The 18620-nt window shown below is 48.9% G+C and carries 13 protein-coding genes; 9 read left to right on the forward strand and 4 right to left on the reverse strand.

The window, feature by feature from the left end; translation table 11 throughout:
* Positions 1 to 16 precede the first annotated feature (16 nt).
* Together H6F73_RS06960 and H6F73_RS06965 are read left to right on the forward strand one after the other, a co-directional pair.
* A complete protein-coding gene (locus tag H6F73_RS06960; RefSeq protein ID WP_190758041.1) occupies positions 17 to 379 on the forward strand; it encodes a late competence development ComFB family protein in 363 nt (120 codons plus the stop codon).
* A 233-nt stretch (positions 380 to 612) separates the two neighbouring features.
* Positions 613 to 1155, forward strand: coding sequence for a DUF4347 domain-containing protein (locus H6F73_RS06965; RefSeq protein ID WP_190758042.1), 543 nt, complete (start codon positions 613 to 615; stop codon positions 1153 to 1155).
* Here the strand turns inward: H6F73_RS06965 and H6F73_RS06970 are convergent.
* Positions 1152 to 2213, reverse strand: a complete 1062-nt coding sequence (locus H6F73_RS06970; RefSeq protein WP_190758043.1) for a TIGR03032 family protein — start codon at positions 2211 to 2213, stop codon at positions 1152 to 1154. The genes H6F73_RS06965 and H6F73_RS06970 overlap by 4 nt on opposite strands.
* 152 nt (positions 2214 to 2365) lie before the next feature.
* Positions 2366 to 4534: a PQQ-dependent sugar dehydrogenase gene (locus H6F73_RS27220; RefSeq protein WP_190758044.1), complete on the reverse strand. Its 2169-nt coding sequence runs from the start codon at positions 4532 to 4534 to the stop codon at positions 2366 to 2368.
* An 875-nt stretch (positions 4535 to 5409) separates the two neighbouring features.
* Here H6F73_RS27220 and H6F73_RS06980 point away from each other — a divergent pair.
* The 5 genes from H6F73_RS06980 (at position 5410) to H6F73_RS07000 (ending at position 10319) form a co-directional block, all read left to right on the forward strand.
* Positions 5410 to 6750, forward strand: coding sequence for a pentapeptide repeat-containing protein (locus H6F73_RS06980; protein ID WP_190758045.1), 1341 nt, complete (start codon positions 5410 to 5412; stop codon positions 6748 to 6750).
* Between the two features lie 839 nt (positions 6751 to 7589).
* The gene (gene ndhL, locus H6F73_RS06985; protein WP_190758046.1) at positions 7590 to 7802 is read left to right on the forward strand and encodes an NAD(P)H-quinone oxidoreductase subunit L; all 213 of its coding nucleotides are present in this window, start codon (positions 7590 to 7592) and stop codon (positions 7800 to 7802) included.
* A 237-nt stretch (positions 7803 to 8039) separates the two neighbouring features.
* Positions 8040 to 8348: a DUF3007 family protein gene (locus H6F73_RS06990; RefSeq protein WP_190758047.1), complete on the forward strand. Its 309-nt coding sequence runs from the start codon at positions 8040 to 8042 to the stop codon at positions 8346 to 8348.
* Between the two features lie 124 nt (positions 8349 to 8472).
* A complete protein-coding gene (gene trpA / locus H6F73_RS06995; RefSeq protein ID WP_190758048.1) occupies positions 8473 to 9273 on the forward strand; it encodes a tryptophan synthase subunit alpha in 801 nt (266 codons plus the stop codon).
* 272 nt (positions 9274 to 9545) lie between these two features.
* Complete coding sequence (locus H6F73_RS07000) at positions 9546 to 10319, forward strand: response regulator transcription factor (protein ID WP_190758353.1); 774 nt, start codon at positions 9546 to 9548, stop codon at positions 10317 to 10319.
* A 157-nt stretch (positions 10320 to 10476) separates the two neighbouring features.
* On the opposite strand, the gene H6F73_RS07005 is transcribed toward H6F73_RS07000, so the two are convergent.
* Both H6F73_RS07005 and chlP read right to left on the reverse strand, forming a co-directional pair.
* Positions 10477 to 11232 (reverse strand): choice-of-anchor K domain-containing protein, encoded by a 756-nt coding sequence (locus H6F73_RS07005; protein WP_190758049.1) that lies wholly within the window; start codon positions 11230 to 11232, stop codon positions 10477 to 10479.
* Positions 11233 to 11470: 238 nt separating this feature from the next.
* Positions 11471 to 12691, reverse strand: coding sequence for a geranylgeranyl reductase (gene chlP, locus H6F73_RS07010; RefSeq protein WP_190758050.1), 1221 nt, complete (start codon positions 12689 to 12691; stop codon positions 11471 to 11473).
* A 424-nt stretch (positions 12692 to 13115) separates the two neighbouring features.
* Between chlP and H6F73_RS07015 the strand changes: the two genes are divergently transcribed.
* Positions 13116 to 14132 carry a TOBE-like domain-containing protein gene (locus H6F73_RS07015; RefSeq protein ID WP_190758051.1) on the forward strand — a complete coding sequence of 339 codons (1017 nt, stop codon included), beginning with the start codon at positions 13116 to 13118 and terminating at the stop codon, positions 14130 to 14132.
* Positions 14133 to 14486: 354 nt separating this feature from the next.
* A complete protein-coding gene (locus tag H6F73_RS07020) occupies positions 14487 to 18602 on the forward strand; it encodes a PAS domain-containing protein (protein ID WP_190758052.1) in 4116 nt (1371 codons plus the stop codon).
* The last annotated feature ends 18 nt before the right edge of the window (positions 18603 to 18620 follow it).

The following is an 18620-nucleotide window of genomic DNA, read 5'->3' on the forward strand; positions in this document are numbered from 1 at the left end:
GACGGAGATAAGTCTTATGACTACATTATTTAACGAACAATTTTCACCTTTTCGGAATGTTCTTGAGCCGCTGGTGACAAATGAAGTCATCCGACAAATGCAAAATCAACCGCTCAAATTAGTAAGATATCTTGACCCGAATCAAGTGATTGCTTACGCGCTCAATCGTTTGCCGGCACTCTATGCCACCAGTGTAGAAGGCTGGAACTGGCAACAGCAACGAGCCAAAGATCAGTTAGCCGGTCAGATTTGTCTGGCAGTCCGTCAGGGATTGGCTGCGGTGCAACGAGATCCTTTAAAACTGTCAACGCCACTGATGTTTTCTGAAGACGAAAACTCTGAATTGAGAACAGCGACACTAGCCTCAATTGGGCATTGAAAAACTTTTACCCTAAAAAAATGGGTGTACTACTACTCCATTGTCGTCGATTTTGCTCTAGCAATTGCAATTGTTTTTAGTTAAATCAAAAGTTAAGAATCTTTGCAAACCACCTGAGCAAATTCATCATCTCGAATTTAATATCTTTTAATTCATTCCTGAGAAAATCGGAGTTTTAATCAGGGACTTCTATCTACAGCAGCTCACAAATTTAAAAATAGGAAATTGCCACGATGGAAAATTTAGTGAGTATTGTCTTTATCGACAGCACGATTGAAGACAAAGAAAGTTTGATTGCTGGAGTGGTAGCCGGCACAGAAGTTGTGATCTTGAACTCCAACCTTGATGGAGTTAAGCAAATCACTTATTTCCTAGCAGATCGCGCCGGCATTTCGCACATTCACATTGTCTCCCACGGTACACCGGGAAGCTTGCAGTTGGGATCGGCTAGCCTAAATTTGACCAATCTCGATAATTACACCCATGAGTTACAGCAGTGGGGAAGTGCTTTAACAAATGAGGGAAATATTTTCCTCTATGGTTGCGCTGTGGCAGCCGGCGAGAGGGGTGCCGATTTCGTGAACCAACTGAGTCAGCTAACCGGCGCTGTTATTGCCGCATCGATTAACCCAACAGGTAATGCGGAAAAGGGCGGGAATTGGGAACTCGAATATACCACCGGCAATGCTAACACTTATTTAGCATTTGAGCCGGCAGTTTTAGCAGCCTACAGCTTTATCTTTTCTGAAACAAATGAAACCGGCTTGCCGCATTAACTGGATGCAAAATCAAACGTAATCACGCGGCGAATTTCATCAGTTTTAAATCCCAACGCCATCGGACGCCGCACACCAGGAATAATCGCCACGTCGTATAATTCCTCAATCATCCCCTCAATTCGCAGCCAGTGCACAATATCGCCGGTGCGTAAGTCAATAACTTGCAAACCGCAACGCGCTTCCGCATCTTTAGCCGCGAGGGCTTCATCAAGAGGCAAGCCGGTAAAGGTTTTGTTATGCCTGGGTTTCGATAACCCCACGACTGCGAAATCACCGATAAATGCCAATCCTCGTAGATATCCGGGGCAAAACGTCACCGGCTCAAAACTTCCCCGTTGCAAATCTACATAGCCGAAATAACCGGCACCAGAATTAAGCACCCACAGTTTATTTTGGTAAACACGAGGACTGTGAGGCATCGACAAACCACTTAAAATTACTTCGTTACTCACCACATCGATCACACAACCCCCATTGTGCCGGCGATCTCGCCAGCCATCCGCTACATCCGTTGAGGAAACGGCGGTAACATAACGGGGTTGATTGTTTTCCATTGCCAATCCATTCAAGTGGCATCGATCTTCAGCAGCCAGCTTGGAAATAAACGGCGGTTGCCACAAGGCGACAAAACTGTATCGTTCGCTTACCGTTCCTAGACAACTAAATAAAGTATTGACAAAAACAACGCGATTTGATTCATCGATTGCAATATCGTGCGTATCAATATCGCCGGTGGTGTAACCGATCTGGGGCACATAAAGCCGGTCATAACCTTGATGAATTTGGCCGGCATCAAGGGCATTTTCAAACTGCCACAGTTGATATAGCGAACTCATATACAAGCGATCTGGGGTGGCATACAGCCCCATCGCCCGGTTAAACGTGCGCTCAAAAATAGAAAGACGCCCATTCGGCTGCAAGCCTATTAGAAAAAGTTTGCCGGTTTGATAAGTCGTGAAAGCAAGGCTAACACCTTGTTCCGCCAGCCATTCTGGGAACTGGCGGGAACCTGTTAATTCAAGTTGGGGGGTATCTTGTTGTGGGGGATTGGGCATGGGGATTGGGCATGGGGGATTGGGCATTGGGCATGGGGGATTGGGCAAGGCTTCGCCAACCTAAAGGTAGGCGCATGGGGAATATTAAGTATTCTCCTACTCTGTTTCTCCCACTCTCAGGACTCAGCACTCAGGACTCAGCACTCCCTTTCCTAGCCTGTGTACTGAATGCGGTAAATGCGACCGTTCTCTTCTTCAGTAAACAATAAACTACCATCTGGGTGAACTTGCAAGCCGGTGGGGCGTCCCCAAGTTGCTGGTTTTGCAGGATCGAGTAAGAAGCCGGTGAGAAAATCTTGATAGTCGCCACCGGCATTGCCACCGGCATGGAAAGGAGCATACACCAATTTATAGCCGGTGCCTTGATCCCGGTTCCAACTGCCGCGAAATGCTACAAATGCGCCATTGCGGTATTCTTCCGGGAAAGTTTGCCCGTCGTAAAATTGCAGTCCTAAAGGTGCGGAATGCGCTTGAAACAGAACATCAGGGGTTTGGGTACGGCTGACTAAGTCTGGGCGCTCACTTTGGCCATTTTGCGTGCGGCGGGGATCGAGTTGATCAGGTGTCAGATAAGCATAAGGCCATCCGTAGAAATCATCCTGACTCAAGCCGGTAAGATAGTCTGGCACCAAGTCGTTGCCGAGTCCATCCCGTTCATTAACCGTTGTGTAAAGCTGACCTGTAACCGGGTTAAAATCTAGTCCTGTGGGGTTCCGCAAACCGGAGGCGAAGGTTTGTCGGTTGGAACCATCCAAGTTCATTACCTGTACCGATGCCCGTGGTAGTTCTTCTGGTTCGGCATTCGAGGCTGAACCGATTGCAACGTAAAGCTTCTGCCCGTCGGGCGACACAGCAAGGTTGCGCGTCCAGTGTCCACCGGCAGGCAGATCGGTAATTTTTTCACCGCTACCGGCAATCTGTTCTTGACCATTTATATAGGGGAAACGCAGCACCGCATCCTCGTTACCCACATAAAAATAACCGCCGGCGAATGCCATGCCAAAGGGCATATTTAACCCATTTTCTGCGCCGGCAAACGTCTGCTGCACATCCGTCACGCCATCGCCGTTGGTGTCGCGCAGCAAGCGAATGCGATTTTGGGGCGTTTCGGTTACGAGTACATCTCCAGTGGGTGTGACAGCCAACCAGCGCGGGCGATCTAAGGCTTCGGCAAATACGTTTACGCTAAAGCCTGCCGGCACATTCAGCAGGGGATTTTCTGGCACCGGCAGCACTTGGGCGGGGTTGGAAACGCTGTTGCTGGCAAAGGGTGCCGGTAAATCCTCCGGGGTAATGCGTGTCTGCATGGGCACGATTTCCTGTACCGGCACCAAATCAATGGCAACAGGACTCACAGACAGGTGGAGATTGTACAAAGTCTCGCCGGCACCCTCTGCTGGATCAACTGAGAGGTAATAGGTGCCGGCATTTAACAGCGTTTTGATCGATTCATCTGCGACGCCATCCGCCTCCGACGAACGAATACCGGCACCCGCAGCATCCAGCAGTTGCACATCAACATCCTCACTGATGCCGGTTAAGGATAGGTTGAAATTACTCTGCGTTCCCAAGTTGAAGCGATACACGTCGGCAGCATCTCCACCTCCCACTGCATCCCGGTAAGTCACGGTGTCGGTGCCCAGTGCGATATTTCGGGCACTAGCGAGAGTATTACCTGCGGGATCTGGAGGCGTACTGTTGCTGCCGGCCCGCCCTTCTAGTAAGCCATAGCGGACAAAGTGTTGCAACGCTTGCCGGTAATTAAAGCCTTGTGCCGCCAAATCGGCATGATTGTTCAGGTAGTCACCGGCATCAAACCATCCAGAGCCGGCGCGTCCCTCTGCTAAACCGTGAATTTGGAAATGTTCATACAATTGCCGGTTATCCATCCCCTCAGCCGCCAAGTCTGGGGAGTTAGTGCGGTAGAAATTGGCATCAAAGACTTGAGAAGCGCTGCGTCCCTCAGCCAAACCGTTAGTTTTCAGGTGTTCTAGCAGTTGCCGGCGATCCATGCCGGTTAAGTCACTGTTGCTAGATTGGTAAAATGCTAGGTCAATCAACGGCGAAAACATCCGTCCCTCAGATACGCCGTAGGTTTCCAGATGTTCTAGTAGTTGCCGGTGATCCATGCCGGTTAAGTCACTGTTGCCCGATTGGTAAAATTCTAAGTCAACCAACGGCGAAAACGCCCGTCCTTGGGGCAACCCAGAGGTTCCCAAGTGTTCTAAAAGCTGCGGGTTGTTCAAGTTGGCTAGCTCAGCATTGCTCGACTGGTAGAAGTCGAGGTCAACAAATAGGGAGGATTCAAGATTAAAAACCACGATTGAGTTTTTGATGATTGCCGCATTAACACTGTAGCGCTAGAATGCCGGCATTCTGACTTGAAAGCTTTTAGCAAGCAGCGCAGTTCCAGACTGCCGCTTCTGCCGGTGCTGTATTTTGGATTTAGTTAGGGAATCCTCCTATAAGATGATGTCAAATTGACTGAACTCGCCTAAAAGGAGACATTACCGGCAATCCATCACCCAACGCACACATTTTTCAACCATTTAGCGGCTTTATTACTTTAAAATTGCCAATGTCTATCAACCTGACAGCCTATCTCTCATTTGCCTTTACTCGCTTTTTGTCTTGCCGGCTAGAGAGTGATATCGAGCGTCTCGGTTGCCAAGCCTCGCCGCACGGTTATTTGATAGCAAGCTCGGTAAAAATTGCTAAATCAACTTAAATTAAGATTGATAGAAATATTCCGCAATATTTTTTACGATCTAGTTAGCCAAATTTGCCGACTTTTGTTCAAAAATACCCATTTATTTGAAGGTTAAATCTTGATTTCTTAAAGTCTTGGGAGCGCCGTTACCAGAAACGGCGGTTGGGAATGAAAATAGAAACACTCAGTCGTCTTAAATTTTTTGGGATGTGACAATTGTGAGAGGGGGTAACAGGGCAGTCCAACATGGAAGACAATCCACGACACCGGCCACCTTTAAGCTGCCGGCAGTCAAAAGTTCTCGCCGCCGCCCCAATTCTCCATACCAAAGCGATCCAAATCCTCTAATCCCCTAATGCCGGCCTATTCCCAAAAATTTACAGATTGAATTTGTATATCAGAACGCGTGCATCTTCTACCACCAGACATTTGTCATTACTGAGTCCCAGATTACCCGAAATCATTCTCACAACTACTAACTAAAAAATGAGTGGGTTATTGAATAGCAAAGATTTAAATAGCCAGGACTTATATACCGCCAACCTCCTGCCGGCAAACCTGAAGCAAGAAAACCTCAGTGGCGCTAACCTAAAAGGTTCAAACCTCAGAAGCACCGATCTCAGTGGCACAGACTTAAGTGAAGCCAACCTCAGTTACACAGACTTGGTTGATGCAGATTTAAGTCAGGCAAACCTGAATGGAGCCAACTTGATGAAAGCCTGCTTGAACTTGGCCAATCTTAATGAGTCAACCCTCAAAGGAGTTAACTTAAGTGGCAGCACCTTAGTTGGAACCAACTTTTCTAAAGCAGACTTGAGTGGGGCTAATCTGAGAGAGGCCAAAATCATTGGAGCCAACTTGAGTGGGGCCAACTTGAGCGGGGCCAACTTGAGCGCAACGGATCTCAGCGAGGCAGATTTAACCGGCGCAACCCTAGAAAGAGCAATTTACGATGCCAGGACTCGGTTTTCAAAAGAAATCGATCCCGTTGAAAGAGGCGCTTACTGCATTAATGCAAATGTGTCCCTACCCGGAGTTAATCTTAGTGGCGTAGATTTGAGTGGCTCAACACTAAAGCGAGCCGATCTTAGAGGTGCGAACCTAAGAGGGGCGAAATTGATGGGCGCTTACCTAGAAAATGCGAATTTATTTAGAGCGAACTTAAGTGGAGCCGACCTCAGAGGCGCAGTTTTAACCGGCGCGACCCTGCAAAAAGCTGTCTACGATATTAAAACTCGGTTTTCTGAAGAAATTGACCTAACAGAGGCGGGGGCTTATTGGATCGCGCCTAACGTGTCGCTGGCTGAAGTTAATTTGAGTGAAATTGATCTCAGTGGTGCCGATTTGAGTGGGGCTAATTTAAGTGGCGCTAATTTCAGTAAAGCTAACTTGATAGGAGTAGATTTCACAAAAGCAAATTTGAGGAAAGCTTACTTAGAAAAAGCAAATTTGCAAGATGCAGAAATGAGAGGAGCCGATTTAGTTTCAGCTTGTTTAAATTGGGCTAATTTAACTCAAGCTGACCTTAGAGAAGTAGACATGACGAGAGCAGAGTTAAGAGGAGCCAATATCACGGGAGCAGATTTAAGAAAAGCGGATCTCAGCGGCGCTTTTTTAAATCAAGCAAACCTTAGTGAAGCTGACTTGAGAGAAGCCGATTTAACGAAAGCAGATTTGCGGGGCGTTAATTTTAAGGGGGCTGATTTAAGAAAGGCGGATTTAACGCGGGCAAACTTGGAAGGCGCTTTGTTCGATGGCGCGATTATGACTGAGGCAGATTTGAAGCCGGTGGATAATCATTCTTCTTTCTCGCACCGCCATGTGTAAGGCTTTGTAACAAATTTAATCTGGGCAATGTGCTAAGGAAAAATAAAAATGTCGTCAACCTGCCATGAATTGGGCAATCGACAGCATCCTCATCCCTAGCGTACCGAGGACATAAATTTGTCACAACTTACTCAACGACAAGATTATGTCAGCGAAGACCATTAATTTGTGACTGTAGACAACTATTTAGTTGGGTAATGGGGGCGGAGGGACTTGAACCCACACGACTTTTTATAGTCAACGGATTTTCATTCTCTTGCAGCTTTCGCTACTGCCAATCGGCTTTGAGAATTGGACTCTCCCTTTACCCTCGGCTTTACGTTAGGGTAGCTCCCGTCGAGTCTCTGCACCTTCCAAATCGTTACTCGTTTTGGCTTGGCTCAGGATTGCCTTATCTGTTGCCAGCTTTAGGTTTCCCTGAATTTGAGAGCGGTCACTTGAGGGATTTCTCCTTCAAGGCTCAGTTTTCTAAGTCCGCAGCGTCTACCATTCCGCCACGCCCCCTAGTCGGCTGCCTGTAGATTTATGTTATCTAAAGTACAACCTGACTTGCTTCATTATTTGAACACGAGTTGGGCGATCTATGCAACGGGTTGACGTTAACCAATTTAAGTGCATAGCACCGACACCCCCTCAATCTGGGAATTTTTGGATGCCGGCATAAGCACTTCAACTCATTCTTGTCGTAAAAAAACAAGCTCTACAACTGCCTAGGCGGTAAAATAAGGAAGTCTGCAACACCGGCACGCATTCGATCAACGGCGTGTCTGACAGCGATGGCGTGGCTTCTGCCCATGTCAAGCTCGCTAGTACAGTTGTTTTAGCTGGGGGAAAAAAGCATGATGATTGCGCTACTGTATCTGATTTTGGGAGGAGCTTACCTGGTGGTAGTTCCTTTTGCTCTCTATATTTACCTGCAAAAACGCTGGCACGTGGTAAGCTCCTTTGAGCGAGCTTTCATGTACTTCTTAGTGTTCTTTTTCTTTCCTGGGTTAATCTTACTCGGCCCATTTTTAAACTTTCGGCCCCATCGCCGGCAGATAGAAGTTTGAAAAGTGTTACTTTCTTCCTAACTTAAAGAATGAAGGGGAGAGGGGGAGAAAGAACAACGGAGATCGTTAATCTGATTCCGGGAAGGGAGTAACAGGGAATTGAGTTTCTGACGTAAGCCGAAAGTACAGTAATCTACTCCAGCCGAGAAATGCGGCTTAAAGCTATTAAAAATCGGTGAGTTGCTTCCTCTCTACCCTTATATTCACGATTCACTTTTCAAATGAAAACAGTCCTAAATGCGACGAATTGATATCATCGGTATTGGCTTCGGCATCTTTGCCGCAGGCGGCTTAGCTTATCTCATTTTGCAGGCAGCCGGTTTAAATAGTCTGGAAGCCGGCATCTGGAGTCAAGTCTTTTTAGTGGGGGGATTAGTCGGCTGGCTATTGACCTATTTATTTCGCGCCCTCACTAAAAATCTGACCTATAACCAACAGGTTAAAGATTACGAAGACGCAGTCTTCCAAAAGCGCTTAGAAGAAATGACATCAGAAGAACTCGCACAGCTCCAAGCTGAGATAGAACAGGAAAAAGGCAATGGATAATTGTGTGCTGTTGACAGTTTTGTGTGAGAAACGCTCAACTGCAAATAATAATCCATCAGTCACTTACCCCTGTACCGCTGGGTTTACGATAGAAGCCGGCCCTGACAACTGACAACTGACAAAGATGAATTCTGTATCTCATTGCTTTAAATCTCTGCGCGAACGCGGCCAATGCGCCTTAATTCCATTTATTACAGCCGGCGATCCAGACTTAGAAACAACAGCCGAAGCCTTGCGGATCTTAGATCGCGCCGGCGCTGATTTAATCGAACTTGGAGTCCCCTACTCAGATCCCCTCGCAGATGGGCCGGTGATTCAAGCTGCGGCTACCCGCGCCCTGCAACGCGGAACCCGCTTGGAACAGGTGTTAGAAATGGTTGCCGATGTCAGCCCCACCCTACAAGCGCCAATTATTTTATTTACCTACTACAACCCAATTTTGTACCGGGGTATTGATAAATTCTTGCAGCAGATTAGTGGGGCCGGCATCCGAGGATTAGTTGTCCCGGATTTGCCCCTAGAAGAGGCTGAGATTCTCTTAAAACCGGCAGCGAAATATTCTATTGAGTTGATTTTACTGGTCGCGCCCACCACGCCACAAGACCGGATTGAAGCGATCGCCCGTCAATCCCAAGGATTTATTTATCTAGTTAGTGTCACCGGCGTTACCGGCGTGCGAACTGAGTTGCAATCTCGCGTTCAGGATTTACTCCACCAGATGCAGGAAGCCACCGACAAACCCATCGGCATCGGTTTTGGCATCTCTGGGCCGGAACAAGCCCGTCAGGTCAAAGATTGGGGTGCAGATGCCGTCATTGTGGGCAGCGCCTTTGTTAAACGCTTAGCAGATTGCCCACCAGCCGAAGGATTGCAGGCAATAGAAACGTTTTGTCAGAGTCTCAAGACAGCCATCACAACTGCCTAGATTGCAATCGCTGCCGGCCCAAATTGTCCCCTTGAAATAGCAAAGTAAAAACAAAAGCGCAAATCATTGCCAGCTAGGCATCACGGGGCCGGCGCACAACCGCAGTGGTTTGTGCCATTTGCCTGCCGCTCTTTATAGTTCAGTTTCCAGTAAAACCGTGATTTTTTTGGAAAGACTTAAGAATCTGCTTATAATCTGTACAGGAATCTTTGTATCCTCTTAACGGTTCTTATTGAACCTTAAAAGAAACACAGTAGTAAAAATTTTTAATGATGCCCCGGATACTTGTCATCGACGACGACCCAGCAATCTCAGAACTTGTGGCTGTCAACCTGGAAATGGCCGGCTATGAAGTCAGCCAAGCCGAAGATGGCATCAAAGGTCAAGCCCTAGCCATGCAACTGATTCCAGATTTGATCATGCTGGATTTGATGCTGCCTAGGGTAGATGGATTTACGGTATGCCAACGCCTGCGTCGAGATGATCGCACTGCAGATATTCCTGTGCTAATGCTGACGGCTTTAGGTCAAACGCAGGATAAGGTGGAAGGCTTCAATGCCGGTGCCGATGATTACCTGACTAAACCCTTTGAAGTTGAGGAAATGCTGGCGAGAGTGCGGGCTTTGCTGCGCCGTACAGACCGCATTCCCCAAGCGGCCAAACACGCTGAAATCCTCAACTATGGCCCTTTAACCCTTGTACCAGAACGCTTTGAAGCTATCTGGTTCGATCACACGGTTAAGCTAACCCATCTGGAGTTTGAACTCCTGCACTGCTTACTACAGCGTCATGGCCAAACTGTCTCGCCCAGCGAAATTCTTAAGGAAGTCTGGGGTTACGATCCAGACGATGATATCGAAACTATCCGGGTGCACGTGAGACACTTAAGAACCAAACTGGAACCTGATCCGCGCCATCCTCGTTACATTAAAACCGTCTACGGTGCCGGCTACTGTTTGGAGTTGCCTAGCAATGGGCCGACTAACGACTTCGGCGAACTGGCAAGTGTGGTAGATCAAGAAGCTAAGCCTGTACAAGAGTCTTAAACCGCTCTTTAAAATATCTGTTAGTCGGCATTCTTTGTGACTTCATGCTAGAGAGTGCCGGCTTATATTATTTGAATTTAAATTTTTTAGAACCGCCCCTATCGTCTTGCCGGCGGAAATAACTTTATCTTGCCGTTTTCTTTTTTTGTGAATCAATTTAATCGCCCAACTTATTTTTAGCGCGGCGACGCACAAAATAAAGCCCTAACAGAGTCAGCCCAACTCCACTTGCCGGTTCAGGAACAGAAGTGGTGTCAGCCGCTTGAACAGCAGTAATTTGTCCGTATAACGATGCGTTGGCCGCACTGCCTTCAGGAGAGTTGAATTCACTTAAAATAGTCTTGCCGCCATCAGTAGAAAAGCCACTTAGTTGCAGCGTGTAATCTACACCGGCATAGTTAAAGCTTTGACTGGATAAACCGGCACTTGCAAAACGCAGCTTATCACCGTCCAAAACGGGATCGCCGGTTAAATTCGTTGTATTGAGAATGTTAAATCCAAAGTCAAACGTCTGTGTCTGAGTGAAGGGATGGTTCAGAGACAAACTCACCATCAGCCCGAAATCACCGTTGAAACCGTCCCAGGTTGAGCCATTGCGGTAAGTTAAATTGCCAAGATTAAACAAGGTATTTGTATTAACATTAAAACTCACTCCGTCATACTGAACATAATTGTTAAATGAGGTGCAGTTCGTACAGTAACCAGTCTGCCCCCATTCCAGATGATTGTTGATCCCGCTATCCTGGTTGGAAAGAAGCGTACTCCCAGATGGCAGGGCCGGCATTGTCCATTCACCGCATGAAGTGCCGGTGAAGCTCAAAGCCTGGGCGATACCGGACGTAGCCAGCAATAGGGTAGCGGAGAGAGTCGCCGTAGCGGATAATTGAGTCGCCCAAAAGCTAAGTGGTCTCACAAACAAGCACCCTTGACTGAATGCTATCAATTTATAAATTTATAACCATTTTTTTAATTAGCAAAAACACTGAACTTTGGCAAATCTGTACAGAATTTCTAATGAAAGCTCAGGAGATCCCCTGATCTTTATCGCCAGGGAGTAGAAATTTTCGCTTTATTGAAAAAGCCAGCCTTAGATATCTCAAAATATCTAAGCACTGGCTCAATAAAACGGCATTGTAAACGAGCAGCTTCTTTTAGGGAGCGAGGGCGTTGCCCCGCAGTAAGCTACCAATTGTCTTGGCAGTAATTTTCATCTGAATCAGAGGGTTAGCCGGCACCACCGTTTTGTACAAATAGCTATCAAACGTCATCTTCTGCACATCGCGATCAGCGCACATTTCCACGAACGCTTCGCGGGTGGCGTCAGAACGATAAAAGACGGTTTGCAGAATGTCGAGCACCTTGTAGGTGAGTCCGTACTTCTTATCCCACTGCTTCAGGTACTGCTTGAGATCGTCTTCCGTCGGAATGCGAGTGCCACCGTTGGAAGCTTGCACAATGGTTTCAGCACACATCCGGGCAGACTTGGCGGCAAAATAAATGCCTTCGCCCGAAGACTTGGTCACCGTACCGGCAGCATCGCCAACGAGGGCAACGCGACCCCGGACGCGACGAGGACGGGGGTGTTCAGGGATGGGGTGAGCTTCCACCTTGATAATTTCACCACCGACAAGACGATGTGCGGCGCGGGCGCGAATACCGGCTTGTAACTTTTTAATTTGGGCTTGGTTAACTTTCATCGTGCCGGTGCCAACGGCAACGTGGTCGTATTTGGGGAACACCCAAGCGTAAAAGTCGGGGGAGACATCGTTCCCCACATACATTTCCGCCCGATCTTGGTAGTAGTCCATCATGTGATCTGGAAGGCGAATGCGTTCTTGGAACGCGATCGCATAGTTATAATCTCCAGCATCGATGGCCTTGGCAACACGGGAATTTGCCCCATCAGCGCCGATCACAAGATCCGCTTTCAGGGATTTCATTGTCCCTTCCAAGCTACCATCCGAGTGATCGGCATAGTGCAGGGTATAGGGATCGGTATTGTTAGTGGGGATATCAAGTTTATGAACCGTACCGTTGATCAGTTTTGCCCCCAAAGTGGCAGCCCGATCGCGCATAAATCCATCCATGATTTCGCGCCGGCACATCCCGATATATTCTTCTTCTTTTTCTATGTTGATATCGACCTCTATATTCGATGGTGAGATCATCTTCATTTTTCTCACCCGCCGGTCAATGATATGCGGCGGCAGGTCAAACTCACTCACCATACACAGCGGAATCGCACCGCCGCAGGGCTTAGCATTGTCTAGCTTGCGCTCAAATAGAAAAGTTTCAATCCCAGCTTTTGCAAGCGTTTCAGCGGCAGAGGAACCCGCTGGCCCAGATCCAACAATAGCAACCCGTAATACCAAAGGTCGTCTCCCAATCTATTACGATTACAAGGTGTGATGGTATCACGGACTTTTGGTTCGATTACCCACCTTGCCCCAGAATTGCGCCAATTTGAAACACTGCTTAACAAACACCGGCAACAAAGCTTCATATCTCGCGGTTAACCCGGTGAGTTGTTATAGTCTTTTTACTCTAAGCAGTCCATTTATGATATAAATCTACAGTAAGTACATGGTTAAACCGTAGTATGGCAATTCGGGCCATTCTTTGGATGTTAGATTTAAGCGCCCAGACTCAAAGCGATGCGCCCGTCTGTCGGGAAAATGCGCCCGCGCCCGCCCGGACAAAGGGGAAACCAAGAGCGATCTCGCATATTAGCAACTGACCGCATTGAAAAGTTTACACTTTTCCTATCCAACTTTTCGTATCCAAAGGTGATAACAAGTGGGCATTTTCGTTGAAAACGTATCCAAACATTTTGGTAGCTTTCAAGCAGTTGACCAAGTCAGTTTAGAAATCAAAACCGGCTCGTTAGTCGCCTTACTAGGGCCGTCGGGATCTGGGAAATCAACGCTGCTGCGGCTGATTGCCGGTTTAGAAACCCCCGATGCCGGTAAAATTTGGCTCACCGGCACCGATGCCACCCATCAAAGCGTTCAAGAACGTAACATTGGGTTTGTCTTCCAGCACTACGCCCTGTTTAAACACCTCACCGTGCGGCAGAATATTGCCTTTGGTTTAGAAATCCAAAAAATAGCCAAAGCCAAAGTGAAAGCGCGAGTTGAAGAACTGCTCGAACTGATTCAATTAAAAGGTTTGGGAGATCGTTATCCTTCCCAACTCTCTGGAGGTCAGCGACAGCGAGTTGCCTTAGCCAGGGCTTTGGCGGTGCAACCGAAAGTTTTATTACTAGATGAACCGTTTGGTGCTTTAGACGCGAAAGTTCGCAAAGACTTGCGGGCTTGGCTGCGCCGGCTGCATGATGAAGTTCACGTCACAACCGTTTTTGTTACCCACGACCAAGAAGAAGCAATGGAAGTGGCTGATGAAATTGTTATTACCAATAAAGGGCGGATTGAGCAAGTTGGCACGCCGGCAGAAATTTATGACAACCCAGCCACTGCCTTTGTCATGAGCTTTATCGGGCCGGTGAACGTCCTGCCGAGCACGTCTGGGATTTTTCACAGCAGCCGGATCGACTCGGCCCAACCCCAAATTTTTCTGCGTCCCCACGACGTATTGGTGCAAACCAAACCCCATACCGACACCGCGCCGGCGAGAATCAAGCGTCTGGTTCATTTAGGCTGGGAAATTCAGGCAGAATTAGCTTTGGATGATGGGCAAGTCGTCACCGCCCATCTCAGCCGCGAACGATTTGACGAACTACAGTTAGAACCGCAACAGCGGGTTTATGTGAAACCCAAAGAAGCAAAATCTTTTCCGATCTACTACTCAATTTAAAAAGAATGAAAAATCACACGACTTTCACTAAAAATTAAGTTTCTGACCAAAGAAAAATAGAACAAGCGATGGAGGAATCCCGAACAAAAAGACAGATTCCAGGCTTTAATCAGGCGGCAATTATGGGATCAGGAAACTGTTGAGTCTGGTTTTCTTGAGTTTGAACTCGATGCGATTACCCATCTAAAAGTTTCCTGACCTTCACAAAAATATAACTGAAGTGTCAGCGCGAATTCCTCGGAACTATTAAAGTCCGAAGTGTGGAGATATCTTATGCGGAGGCTTAATCGCTTAATATATAGTGGGTAAGGCTAAAAAAAGACCTTAGGCCGCGATTGCTGAATGGGCAGCTAAATGAACTTATCTCCGCGCTTCTTGCTCATTGACGAAAATCTAAATGACAGTGTTTTAACACTGCGCCTGCTGGAAGAGGAATTTGCGAACCTTCAGGTAAAACAACTTAGCAATGCAGAAGACTTTTACCAAGTGCTGGAGGAATTTGACTTTGACTTGGTAGTTACCGAGTGCCGGCTGGGCGAGATCGAGGGCCGGCAAATTCTCAAAGCCGTGAAAAATCGCTATCCCAACAGTCCGGCAATTGTGTTCACCGGCAGTGGTAGCGAAGTAATCGCCGTAGAGGTCATGAAAGCCGGAGCCGATGACTATATCATAAAATCGCCCAATTGCAACAGCGGTTTAACAAAAGCAGTTCGTTCAGCGTTAGAGGACTCAAAACAGCAACGGGCGGAACAAGAAGCTGAAAGCGTATATCGCAGCTTATTTGACCGCGTGCCGGTGGGACTGTATCGCACTGCCCCATGTGGGCAAATCCTCGACGCCAACCCAGCAATGGTGCAGATGCTAGGCTATCCCAACCGGGAAACCCTGCTAGCAGTTAACGCCGGCAATTTCCTGATCAACACCAAAACCCTCGGACGCTGGCAAGTTTTGATGGAACGCGAGGGAATCGTCCGGGATTTTGAAGCCCAAGTGCGCCGGTATGATGGCACACAAATTTGGATAAAAAACAGTGTGCGAGCCGTTAAAGATCCTCAAGAGCAACTCCTCTACTATGAAGGATCTATTGAGGATGTGACTTCACGCGTGCAAGCGCAAGACGCCCTCAAATTGAGCGAACAGCGATTCCGGCTCGCCATCCAACACTCACCCATTGTCGTCTTCAATCAAGACCAAAACTTGCGCTACACCTGGATTGACAACCCGCAGATGGGGTACTCTGTCGGGGAATTTTTGGGACAGACGGATATCGATTTGTTTGCACCACCCGACGGCCAGCGCCTCCATGAAATGAAGCGCCAAGTTGTGGAAACCGGCATCGGGTTACGAGAAGAAGTCCGTGCCTCTCTCCTCAACGGACAGGCTTTTTACTATGACTTAATCGTTGAACCCCTGCGCGATTATCACGGCAAGATCGTCGGCATCACCGGCGCAGCAATGGAAATTACCCAGCGCAAGCAGGTAGCCGAAGAACGAGAGCAACTGCTGCAAGAAATTGATCAACAGCGCCGGCTGTTTCAAATGGTCGTCGATAACGTACCTGCCGGCATCGCTGTACTTGATGGCAAAGATTTGCGGGTCAAGTGGGCCAACCAGACTTACGGGCAATTTTTAGAAGAACCTTTTTGCAGCGCAGATATCACCGGAGTGCGTCTGCAAGATTACCTCCCCGGTTCCGAAGAGAATGGCTTAGCCGATATTTTCCGCCGCACAGCCGCCACAGGGGAAGCCCACATAGACCCAGAATACGAAATGGTGGGCTTTGCGCGGGGCGTCACCTACTGGCGCTGGTCGCTGCTGCCCTTGTTTTCATCAGGGCAAGTGAACCCTGATCTGATGGTCTTGGCCATAGAAATTACCGAACAGGTCTTGGCCCGCAAACAACTCGAAGAACTGGCCATACAAACTGAAGCCAACCTCGCTCAACTCCAAGCGATCCTCATCGGCATGACAGATGGGTTAGTCATCGCCGATCTCAACGGGAAGGTTTTAGACATGAACCCCGCCGCGTTGCAACTGCATGGTTTTGCTCGGCTAGAAGAGTGCCTACAGCACCTGCACGAGTTTGACCAAATCTTTGAAGTGCGTGACTTGGAAGGGAAAACACTGCCGGTTGAAGAGTGGCCCTTAGGACGGGTGGTGCGGGGAGAAACCTTTTCCAAACTAGAAGTGCAAGTGCGGCACAAAGACACCGACAGCGTCTGGATCGCTTCCTACGCAGGCACACAGGTGCGGAACTATGCCGGTGAGAGCATTTTGGCAATTTTGACAGTGCGAGACATCACAACCCAAAAACAAATAGAGGCAGAACGCTCCAGGCTGCTGAGCGAACAGCGCCGGCAGCGCGAGTTTTTGGAAACGTTGGTGGAAAACGCCCCCATTGGCATCGCGGCAGTCAAAGGTGCCGACCATCGCTACATTTTGGCAAACCCAACCTATAATGCCATTCCCGGTGTGGTGAATCGCTCAGTCGTGGGTCAGACTGTGGCTGAAGTTTTCCCACTGTCTGCCGCTAGAAGCGCCGGGGTGTTCATCGAAGACGTTTACCGTACCGGCAAGAGCGTAATCGTCCGCAATTATCAAGTTTGTGCCGGTTCGGGAGGCAAGCAAACCTACTGGAACATCGATCACGTGCCTCTGTTCGGGCTTGAGGATCAAGTCGATTGTGTGCTGATTTTGGCTCAAGAAGTCACAGAGACGGTGTTGATCCAAAGGAGACTTGCCTTTCTGTCTGATGCGAGTGCCCTTCTCGCTGCCTCCCTAGATTGTGAATTCACCCTCGCCAATGTCGCCCGCCTTGCGGTACTCCATCTTGCTGACTGGTGTGAGGTTGATCTGCTGGATGAAAACCAGTCGATCCGGCGCGTAGCGATGGTGCATCAGAACCCAGACAAGGAGCAGTTGCTTCAAGACTATGCCAGCGATTTGCAGGCAACCCTCGGTGTCGCCCAAGTATTAAGCACCGGCAAGGCGCGGATCTGGGCGGAGGCGACAGACTGGGCGTGCCAACCAGAAATTAGTGAGGCAGGCCGCGCCTTGCCAATTGAGCAATTGAGCATCAAATCTGCGATGTGCGTCCCCTTAACGGCCCGTGGGCGAACCCTAGGTGCGATCTGCTTTGTTTCAGCAGAATCAGGCCGGCAATACGGTACGGCTGAGTTGACGCTGGCTGAAGAGTTGGGCCGCCGTGCTGCCTTTGCGGTGGATAATGCAAGGCTTTACCGCGAGGCAGAGGAAGCGAACCGGATGAAAGATGAGTTTCTAGCCACGCTTTCCCACGAGTTGCGGACACCCCTGAGTGCGATTTTTGGTTGGGCACGGCTGCTGCGGGGCGGACAGTTGGACGCGGCAACCAGCGCCCGCGCTTTTGAGGCAATTGAGCGTAATGCACGGGCGCAAACCCAGCTGATTGAGGATTTGCTGGATGTGTCGCGGATCATTCGCGGTCAACTTCAGCTGAATGTTGAGCCGGTGAATCTCGCTACCGTCATTGCAGCCGCCACCGATGCAGTGCTGCTAGCGGCGGAGGCTAAAGGAATTGAACTTTCCTCAGCCATTGATCCTAGGGTTGAGATTTTCTTTGGCGATCCAGACCGGCTCCAGCAAGTTGTTTGGAATCTGCTATCTAATGCGATCAAGTTTACCCCCAGAGGCGGGCGTGTCAGGGTGATGCTTGAGTGTACTGCGGACTCCCGGACGGGTCGCCCTTATGTTCAGATTCAAGTCAGCGACACCGGCAAGGGCATTCCTCCGGCGTTTCTGCCGTTTGTTTTTGAACGCTTCAGACAGGCAGACAGCACCAGCATCCGGCTTCACGGGGGTTTGGGTTTGGGTTTGGCAATTGTGCGTCATTTGGTGGAATTGCATGGCGGGACGGTTAGCGTAGACAGTGCCGGTGAGGGAGAGGGGGCAACGTTTACGGTGCAGTTGCCACTGATGGGCAGTTATGGTGCAGCAGAGGTTAGCAAAACCGGCAATTGGGGCAGTGAAGGCGACAATGAGTGCCAAGTTCCACTCACTGCTTCCCCTGCTTCCGAAGCGCCTCTGCCTCTCGATGGCTTGCGAGCACTGGTTGTGGATGATGAAGCGGATGCCCTTGAGGTTGTAACAGCGGCGCTGGAACAGTACGGTGCTCAGGTGAGTGCGGTTAGCAGTGCCGGTGAGGCGCTAGTTGAGATTGAGCGGTTGTGGCCTGATATCCTGATCAGTGATATTGCGATGCCGAGACAGGATGGTTATGCGCTGATTCAAAAAGTGAGAGTGCTTGAGGAAGAACGTGCTTTGAAGGGTGAGGAAATTGCCTCGGTGCCGGCGGTGGCACTGACTGCCTACGCCCGCGAACAAGACCGGCAACAAGCGCTTTCAGCCGGCTATCAAATTCACTTAGCGAAGCCAATTGAGCCGGCCAAGTTAGTGGCAATTGTTGCTCAGCTAACCGGACGAACTTTATAAAATTGAACCCTTACTTTA

The organism is Microcoleus sp. FACHB-68 (assembly GCF_014695715.1).
Lineage (GTDB): Bacteria > Cyanobacteriota > Cyanobacteriia > Cyanobacteriales > Oscillatoriaceae > FACHB-68.

Excerpts from the sequence above, each read along its gene's own strand:
- H6F73_RS07000 (WP_190758353.1), top strand. The coding sequence starts at position 9,546 with ATGCCCCGGATACTTGTCATCGACGACGACCCAGCAATCTCAGAACTT.
- H6F73_RS06960 (WP_190758041.1), top strand. The coding sequence starts at position 17 with ATGACTACATTATTTAACGAACAATTTTCACCTTTTCGGAATGTTCTT.
- H6F73_RS06990 (WP_190758047.1), top strand. The coding sequence starts at position 8,040 with ATGCGACGAATTGATATCATCGGTATTGGCTTCGGCATCTTTGCCGCA.
- H6F73_RS07020 (WP_190758052.1), top strand. The coding sequence starts at position 14,487 with ATGAACTTATCTCCGCGCTTCTTGCTCATTGACGAAAATCTAAATGAC.
- H6F73_RS06965 (WP_190758042.1), top strand. The coding sequence starts at position 613 with ATGGAAAATTTAGTGAGTATTGTCTTTATCGACAGCACGATTGAAGAC.
- ndhL (WP_190758046.1), top strand. The coding sequence starts at position 7,590 with ATGATGATTGCGCTACTGTATCTGATTTTGGGAGGAGCTTACCTGGTG.
- trpA (WP_190758048.1), top strand. The coding sequence starts at position 8,473 with ATGAATTCTGTATCTCATTGCTTTAAATCTCTGCGCGAACGCGGCCAA.
- H6F73_RS06970 (WP_190758043.1), bottom strand. The coding sequence starts at position 2,213 with ATGCCCAATCCCCCACAACAAGATACCCCCCAACTTGAATTAACAGGT.
- H6F73_RS06980 (WP_190758045.1), top strand. The coding sequence starts at position 5,410 with ATGAGTGGGTTATTGAATAGCAAAGATTTAAATAGCCAGGACTTATAT.